The organism is Microcoleus sp. AR_TQ3_B6 (assembly GCF_036702785.1).
Classification (GTDB): domain Bacteria; phylum Cyanobacteriota; class Cyanobacteriia; order Cyanobacteriales; family Microcoleaceae; genus Microcoleus.
The window spans coordinates 1-7,765 of the sequence record NZ_JAUBVJ010000111.1; the positions used below are offsets into that span (position 1 = coordinate 1).

At 48.4% G+C, this 7,765-nt stretch carries 4 protein-coding genes; 1 reads left to right on the forward strand and 3 read right to left on the reverse strand.

Annotated elements, in window-relative coordinates:
- The 3 genes from QUB56_RS32560 to QUB56_RS32570 form a co-directional block, all read right to left on the reverse strand.
- Positions 1-2,027 (reverse strand): two-partner secretion domain-containing protein (locus QUB56_RS32560; RefSeq protein WP_332960489.1); only part of this gene is annotated, 2,027 nt, incomplete at its 3' end.
- Between the two features lie 941 nt (positions 2,028-2,968).
- Positions 2,969-4,738, reverse strand: a complete 1,770-nt coding sequence (locus QUB56_RS32565; protein ID WP_332960490.1) for a DUF3352 domain-containing protein — start codon at positions 4,736-4,738, stop codon at positions 2,969-2,971.
- A 322-nt stretch (positions 4,739-5,060) separates the two neighbouring features.
- Positions 5,061-6,152, reverse strand: coding sequence for a hypothetical protein (locus QUB56_RS32570; RefSeq protein WP_332960491.1), 1,092 nt, complete (start codon positions 6,150-6,152; stop codon positions 5,061-5,063).
- Positions 6,153-6,415: 263 nt separating this feature from the next.
- On the opposite strand from QUB56_RS32570, the gene QUB56_RS32575 reads away from it, so the two are divergent.
- The gene (locus QUB56_RS32575; protein WP_332960509.1) at positions 6,416-7,654 is read left to right on the forward strand and encodes an LL-diaminopimelate aminotransferase; all 1,239 of its coding nucleotides are present in this window, start codon (positions 6,416-6,418) and stop codon (positions 7,652-7,654) included.
- Positions 7,655-7,765 lie beyond the last annotated feature (111 nt).

Consider the following 7,765-nt stretch of genomic DNA (forward strand, 5'->3'; position numbering starts at 1 on the left):
GGCGTCGGTGCTGTCGGCGTCGGTGCTGTCGGCGTCGGTGCTGTCGGCGTCGGTGCTGTCGGCGTCGGTGCTGTCGGCGTCGGTGCTGTCGGCGTCGGTGCTGTCGGCGTCGGTGCTGTCGGCGTCGGTGCTGTCGGCGTCGGTGCTGTCGGCGTCGGTGCTGTCGGCGTCGGTGCTGTCGGCGTCGGTGCTGTCGGCGTCGGTGCTGTCGGCGTCGGTGCTGTCGGTGTTGGTGCTGTCGGCGTCGGTGCTGTCGGTGTTGGTGGTGGTGGTGTCTGTGCCCCAGAAGCCTTAAGGCTAATTCCCTTTGGTAGGGTAGTGTTAGAAGTGTTAGAGCTGAACGTTCCCTTTGAAAGAGAATTTACTTGGTTATTACCCCCAGTGACAATGCTGCCAGCAGTACCGTTGATTTTATTATAGTCGGGTCCGACGCCGAAACTCGGACTGTTCGTGGCTGCGCCTCCCTGGCTAATGGCGATAGATCCAGCGGTTCCTTGACCGGTAGCAGTCGAGAAGGCGGAAATGCTGCAAGGTTGCGAGGAGGGGCAGCTTGTGGTTGTTCCGTTTCCGTTTCCCTTTCCGTTTCCGTTTCCGTTTCCGGTTGTGCTTGTGGTGAAAGTGCCTGTAGCTCGGAAATTACCGCCGCCGGCTTCAATGGTAATATCTCCTCCTTTTATGCCTTCGGCGTTGATATAGGTTACTTGGATGTCCTGGCTGGCTTTGAGGGTGACTGCGCCGCCGTATTTTCCTGTGGATGTCGCGTTTATGGACCCTGTTTGAATGCTGCTTAAGGGTCGTGCCGTTCCAACGTCTCCGGCCGTAATAGTAACGTCTCCGGAGTTGCTTTTGTTGTCGCTCGACCCTGCGTTGATATCGCCTGTTCCTACTTTTCCTGTAACGCTGGTGACGGTAATGTTGCCGCCGGAGGTGGTGCTGGAACTGGAGTTGAGATCGACAGTGCTAATGTCGCCCTTAGCTTTTAGGGCGATCGCGCCACCGTTTGTGGTCAGGTCTGTGCTGACAGCAAGGCTGTTGGCTGCTTGAATTTCGATCGGCCCGCCGTTTGTGGTCAGGTTTCCGGTGACTGCAACGTCCCCCGCTGCTACTGCTCGGTTAGACGGCGTGAGTACCACTTCACCGCTGCTGGCGTTGACGCTGATGCCTGTAGCGTTCTGTTGACCGATGCCGCCTGGGCCTGTCAGCAGTTCGGGCAAGGATGCGATCTGCACTGTCGAAGTTGGGCTGCTCGACCCTAAGGCCTCGATTTCCAAACTTAGCGGATTGCCAGACTGGCTGATGCGCACTAAATTTTTCCTCCCGGGGACTGATGCTAGGGTAATTTGACCGCCTGGGGCCGAAAGGTTGCCGGTGCTGACAACGGTGCCGCCGAGCAAGCTTAAGTTCTGCCCTGACGTAACTGCTAAGTTTGCCGTGCTGATAATTGCCCCTGCTTCAGCGCCTCCAAAAGTAAAGGAAGTGGGCGCGCCTGTCGGATATTGGGAGGGGTTAGTACCGCCAGCGTTAAACGAGCCATTAGCAAATCCAATACCCGTGGCGGTGGTTGCTGTGAAAGAACGCGGCACGTCTAACCTGGCACTGTTACCAAATATGATGCCGGATGGATTCATCAGAAACAAGTTAGAATTGCCGCCGGTCACTTGAATTTTGCCGTTAATAATCGAGTGGCTACCCCCGTTTATGCCCGCTAAAATGTTGAGAATGTTGGGGTTTGATATAAAGTTGGCAATTTGATTTTCCGACAATCCGAATTCTCTAAAACTGTGGAAGAGATTTTTTTGATCGCTCGATAGTTGTCCGCCTCCAATATTGAAAGTTCCGCTTTGCCCTGCAGGAGTGGTTACTGTTGTTCCCGTTCCGTTCGTCTGTGGAACAATGCTTTGAGCTTCGGCTTTTGCTTGCAACAAGTAAAGATTTATTAAGATCATTGGCAGAGAAAGTGCCAACGATCTTATTCTTTTTTGAGAAATAAAGCTTGCCTGTACTTGAATATTTTTGGGGGTTTTCATAGGTTTTTAATGGGTAAAATATATCAATACTTTGGACTGTTTGTGATTCCTAACCTGAGAATAAGGGTTTCAAGGCTCCAAGGATCTCGAGCTACCAACGGAAAATCAAGGGTTTCAGACTACGAACTAAAAACAGTCCCGACAATTGATATATAATTAACAGCGATTAGGTAAAGAAACCCGGTTTTTCAGAAAAATTGGGGTTAAAGTCTATATTTATGAAGCTACCGGGTTTCGGACTGCAAGTGCGATCGAGAGTCAATGAGGAAAATTTCCATGTACAATTTGCCTCTGCATTTGCAATTCCCCGAACGTATCTTCTCTACAATCTAATTATAACTCGCAATGTCAAGAAGCTGTATCTTCGGCCTGACCTAAAAAAAACCGACTTTCCTAGACGCACTCCGAGGCCTAGAAACCTGTTGTTTTTTATATTAGTGAGACTTGGAACGAAGTATGGCGGTTTAAAGAACCGGTTTGAGCGCCCAGAACTGATGCTTGAAAAATTCAGGTAAAAATTTTTTTATAAAAAAAAACGCCTCTACAATTGCCGACCCTGAAAATTCTCACAAAAATAAGCAGTCCTGGACGCAAGGGACACAGAGAGTAGGGCGGGTCAGAAACGATCGATTGCTTCTCGATCCCTGGACGCAGAAACCGATTTTTTTTACGTGAAAATACTTAGTTGCAGTCCCAGGCTTAAGAAACTCCGTTTCTTTGGTAGCCCTGACGCAGGGGTGCCTAGAAACCGGGTTTCTTAACGAAAATAATTCGTTGGAGCCTGCAGAAACGATAAAAAAACCCGGTTTCTGTAGTCCCTATGCGTAAGTCTTGTTCTTGCTTATTGCGGATGGCGGATAGCCGCTGTCTTTGGGTTTTAATCTGTCGCCGCGTTGCTGTTTAATGGGCTGTCCGGGCGGATTTGTGGAATGGTTTAAGAGTTAGTTGGGAGAAGTTTGGACAGTGGGCGAGGGACTCGGTGAAACAGGACTCGGTGAAGCAGGACTCGGTGAAGCAAGACTCGGTGAGGGATTTGGTGAAGGAGTGGATTGGTTGGATTTTTTGAGACCGACAAAAGCGTCGTAACGGGTGGTACGATCGCCAATGACGGCGGCTGTAACGCCGATCGACCGCGTGGCGTCTATCCACATTTTTTGGTTGGGTGGAAACTCCAGCAAAGCTAGGTTTTTCGGGTTAAACGCAGTCTCGGTGTCGATGAAGAAATTGCCGTTGTGGGGTTGAAGTTGCGATCGTACAGTTTTCTGAAACAGTTCGCTGCTTAAAAGCGGACTTTTCGGTGCCGGCACCATCGTCTCAATCACTGGAGCTCCTACTGTGATAAACGCTACATCGTTCATCCAGCCGCGAATTACCGTAATCCCTCCAAACGGCGATGTCCATTTTGTCGCAGGTTTGCCGCCGACTTGAATTTCCTCAACTCTAAACCCTTTCGTTTTCATCGTTTCATCAAGCTGTTTCAGGGATTTGTTGGCTGCGCCCCGGTTGTTTGTTTCCACCATAAATACAAATCCCGCAGCAAATTTGTCTTTGGGATTCTGCGCGGGGGCTGGTATTAATGATAGAGAAAATTCTCCCCCCATCCAGTTCATCAAGTCTTTATCTAAATCCAGGCCGGTAGTGGATTTTAAACCTGTGCGCAAAACTTGGGGATTAATCGGGGAAATCGGGTTGGCATCGGCTCCCAATACGTAGTCTTGCCACAAACGCTGCAAGTTGCCGCCGGATACCATCATTATTGTATTGCTTGGCAGACGGTTAACCATTTTTAGAGCATTGTTTTCTACTGGTATCCTTCTGGTAGAATCTGGTTTTAGCCAAGAGATTGATTTGAATCCAATTCCTTCTGCTTCCAGCGTCGCTGTAGTGGCAAATCCCTGATTTTGTTGCAGTTTTTCGAGGTTTTCCGGCGAAATTTCGCGGGCTGAGTTGGCGGCGGCATAGGCGGCGGCAACGGGTATATTGACGTAGATTTGACCGAAGGCGCCCGGACTTTTTATTTTTTCTATGGCGTCTGCATAGCCAGGGGTTTTTGCTAGGGAAGGTTCGCCTTTGTAGGTGTCGATTATTCTGTCTGTAGCGCTAGGATCTGTGGTGACTGCTAGATAGCTTGTGCCGAGTACCGCGACGGAGAAATTGCGATCGGGTACGCCTTGAGTTTCTGTGACTTGCACGCCTTTATAATTACGCTCAACTATTTTTCCTTTGCCCAGAGGTCTGGGTTTTGCTAATAATTCTTTGGCTTTGATCGGGTTGGCAATTGGCAGGATAATTGCCACTGACTGTTGAATTGGCGGAGGCGGGGGCACATTGGGTGCGGGCGGGGGGACTGGTATAGCTATTTTGTTGCGGAGAAAGGCTACCATTGCTGTGTTACCCACCCAGGGTTGAATGTCTTGCTGGTAGGCGTAGCCGTTGCTTGTCAGGACGCGATCGCGCATTTCGGTTAAAAACCTCTCAAAGGAAGCTTTTGACTCCGGCGTACCAAACTCTCGCAGTCTATTCCACTGGGATTCATCGGTGCTGATGGATAGGGTCATCATCGTATCTTGCGGGACAACGGTTGCCCCTGCCGGCAAATCTTTAGCGGAGCCACGGGAGAGGATGAGGTAGTAGGTGGCAAAGCCTAAACCGATCAGAAGTGTGGCGGCTCCGATCGTAAACAACAGGGAAGATTTATCTTTCTTAAACATTATTCGTAAGGTTCGGGTGCTCGCAACATCATAAATTATATTGGCGATTGGGCATGGGGGATTGGACATGGGGCATGGGGCATTGGTAATTTGTTGTTTTTTATTTGTTATTAGAAAAACTACTAACCAGTAACCACTAACCGCTATAGTCCTAGACGCAGAAACCCTTTTTTTACTAAATACTGGATTTGAGGGTTGAATCCTGATAAAAAAGTTGGTTTCTTTGGAATTTACCCATAAGCCCTACACTAACTACTCCCGAACCCCAATTCCCGATGCGCGATGCTTTTAAGCCCGATGCCCAATTCCCAATTCCCTGATGTTAGTTTCTGGCCTTAAAGTCTTTAAAGATAGTTTGAAACGAGTACATCAGCCGGTGGACATCGTTTGTAGCTCTCGGAAAAATGTTGAGTTCCCATTTTTTGCGAGCGGTAGTTAGCAGTTTGGCTACGGGTTGGGAGTAACTGTTAGAAATGAAATAGCTGCCGCCTTCGTAGCGAATGTCTGAGGCTAAGCCGATAAAAGCACCAGCCATTTCTAGTTTAAGTTCTGAGGTAGAGTGCTGAGATTTTACTGCTAAAATTACTTGCGAGTGCCGGGGTTCGCGGTTGAGCAAGCGGCAGATATTAGCTTCTTTTTGGTACAAAATTAAAACGTTACAGTTGTGCAGAACTCCGGCTCTACCTTGGACTTTTACTCCTAGGTGAACTTCCAGGGCTGGTTTGTCGGGAAATTCCACAACAGCATGAGTGTATGGATGTGCAGTTCCGTGGAGTTTTCCCGCTGTTTTTCTAAATGTTAAATATTTCGGTGTTTCGTCGTCTAAAACATTGTTATAATAAATATTACCCCCTTCATTAGCAACTGCTTTTAGCAGGATGGTGAATAGGTAAGCGTCAAAAATGCTTGATTGTTCTGCGAGGCCGTTGAAGTCTGGATCGATCGAGCTTTTTAATTTGCTTTTAATTGCGGAATTTGTGACGTAGTTGCTCGGCCCTGAAGGCAGTTTTTCGAGCAATTGCTTGAGGGCGATCGCCTGTTTGTGACGGGGGGCTGTGACGTTGGAAGTAAACTCGATTGTTTGGGCTGATTCTGCACCTGAATTCGCAAAGGTAATTTTTGTGCCGAGGGGAGAGGTTTCTGATTCTACTTTCAAGAAATAAGCTATTTCGTCTTCCATTTCGGAAGTGTTCACAGTCGCTTGCTCGATAGCATCAATTAACAGCAAAAGTTGTTCTTTTGCGGTATAATCTTCTATCTTGAGTAGAGGTGTTTTTCTTTTGAGCGATCGCTCTTCTATTACTTTGCCTATCTCTACAGTATCCCCTACTTGTTGAACTACCCAACCCAAATTCAACTCATCCAGAATTGCCGCCAGTTCTTGATAGAGTTTGGCGTACTCGATCTCGTCCATAATTGTTTCTGCGCTGCATACTATTCTGATTATACAAGCAGATTTGATTTTTTGGTCAATGGCTGGCGAGCAACTGGGCAGATTGCTTGTAATGGCCGATTGGCGGAGTGTTCGAGTGTCCGAGTGGGGGAAATCTTTGTCTTGGCCCAACATCCATCGGTTACATCCGTAAAATCCCGTACACTGCTGGTTGCCGAAGTTGCTGCTGCTTGAGAGAGACAATTGGCAGTAAGCTATTCTACGACATTTGTAGCGATCGAACTATGGCAACTATCAACGACAACTACCTCAAACTCAAAGCTGGCTACCTGTTTCCCGAAATTGGGCGCAGGGTGAAAGCATTTGCAGAGGCGAATCCCGAAGCGCCCATCATCCGGCTGGGGATTGGCGACGTGACTGAACCGCTACCCGAAGCTTGTCGCCAAGCGATGGTGGCGGCGGTGGAAGAAATGGGTTCGCGGGATACGTTTAAAGGGTACGGCCCGGAACAAGGTTATGAGTGGCTTCGGGAGAAAATTGCCGAGCACGATTTTAAGTCGCGGGGATGCGATGTTGATGCTTCGGAAATCTTTATTTCTGATGGTTCTAAGTGCGATTGCGGCAATATTCTCGATATCTTTGGCAACAATAATGCGATCGCAGTTACAGATCCTGTTTATCCGGTGTATGTAGACACGAACGTGATGGCCGGACACACGGGAGATGCGAACGAAAATGGCGAATACGGGGGCTTAGTTTACCTGCCAATTACAGCGGAAAACAATTTTACTGCGGAAATTCCCACGGACAAAAAAGTCGATTTAATTTACTTGTGTTTCCCGAATAACCCGACGGGGGCAACTGCAACCAAGGAACACTTGCAAGCTTGGGTAAATTATGCTAAAGCTAACGGTTCGATTATTTTCTTCGATGCGGCCTACGAAGCGTATATTACCGATCCGAGTTTACCGCATTCTATCTACGAAATTGAGGGTGCGCGGGATTGTGCGATCGAATTTCGTTCTTTTTCCAAAAATGCTGGTTTCACGGGTACTCGCTGCGCGCTGACAGTTGTGCCGAAGACTTTGACTGGAAAAGCAGCCGACGGTTCCGATGTCGAAATTTGGAAGTTGTGGAACCGCCGCCAATCTACTAAATTTAACGGTGTTTCTTACATCGTGCAGCGCGGTGCAGAGGCGGTTTATTCTGAGGCTGGCAAGGCACAGATTCAGGCATTAGTCAATTTTTACATGGAAAATGCGAAGATAATTCGCGAGAAATTGACAGCGGCGGGAATCCAGGTTTTTGGTGGCGAAAATGCACCTTATGTGTGGGTGAAAACGCCTCACGGTTTGTCGAGTTGGGATTTCTTTCAGAAGTTGCTGGAAACTTGCAATGTGGTGGGAACACCCGGTTCTGGTTTTGGTGCCGCGGGTGAGGGTTATTTCCGCATTTCGGCGTTTAACAGTCGGCAGAATGTGGAGGAAGCGATGAGACGGATTGTGGAGAAGTTTAAGGTTTAATTTCCTCTCCGGCTTAAACCGAAAGGCCGCCAGGCCGCCAGGGAATGAATTCCCTGGCTAATAGCGAAAGTCCTCTGAAGAGGACTAATGAGTTCTTCAGTCCTCTTCAGA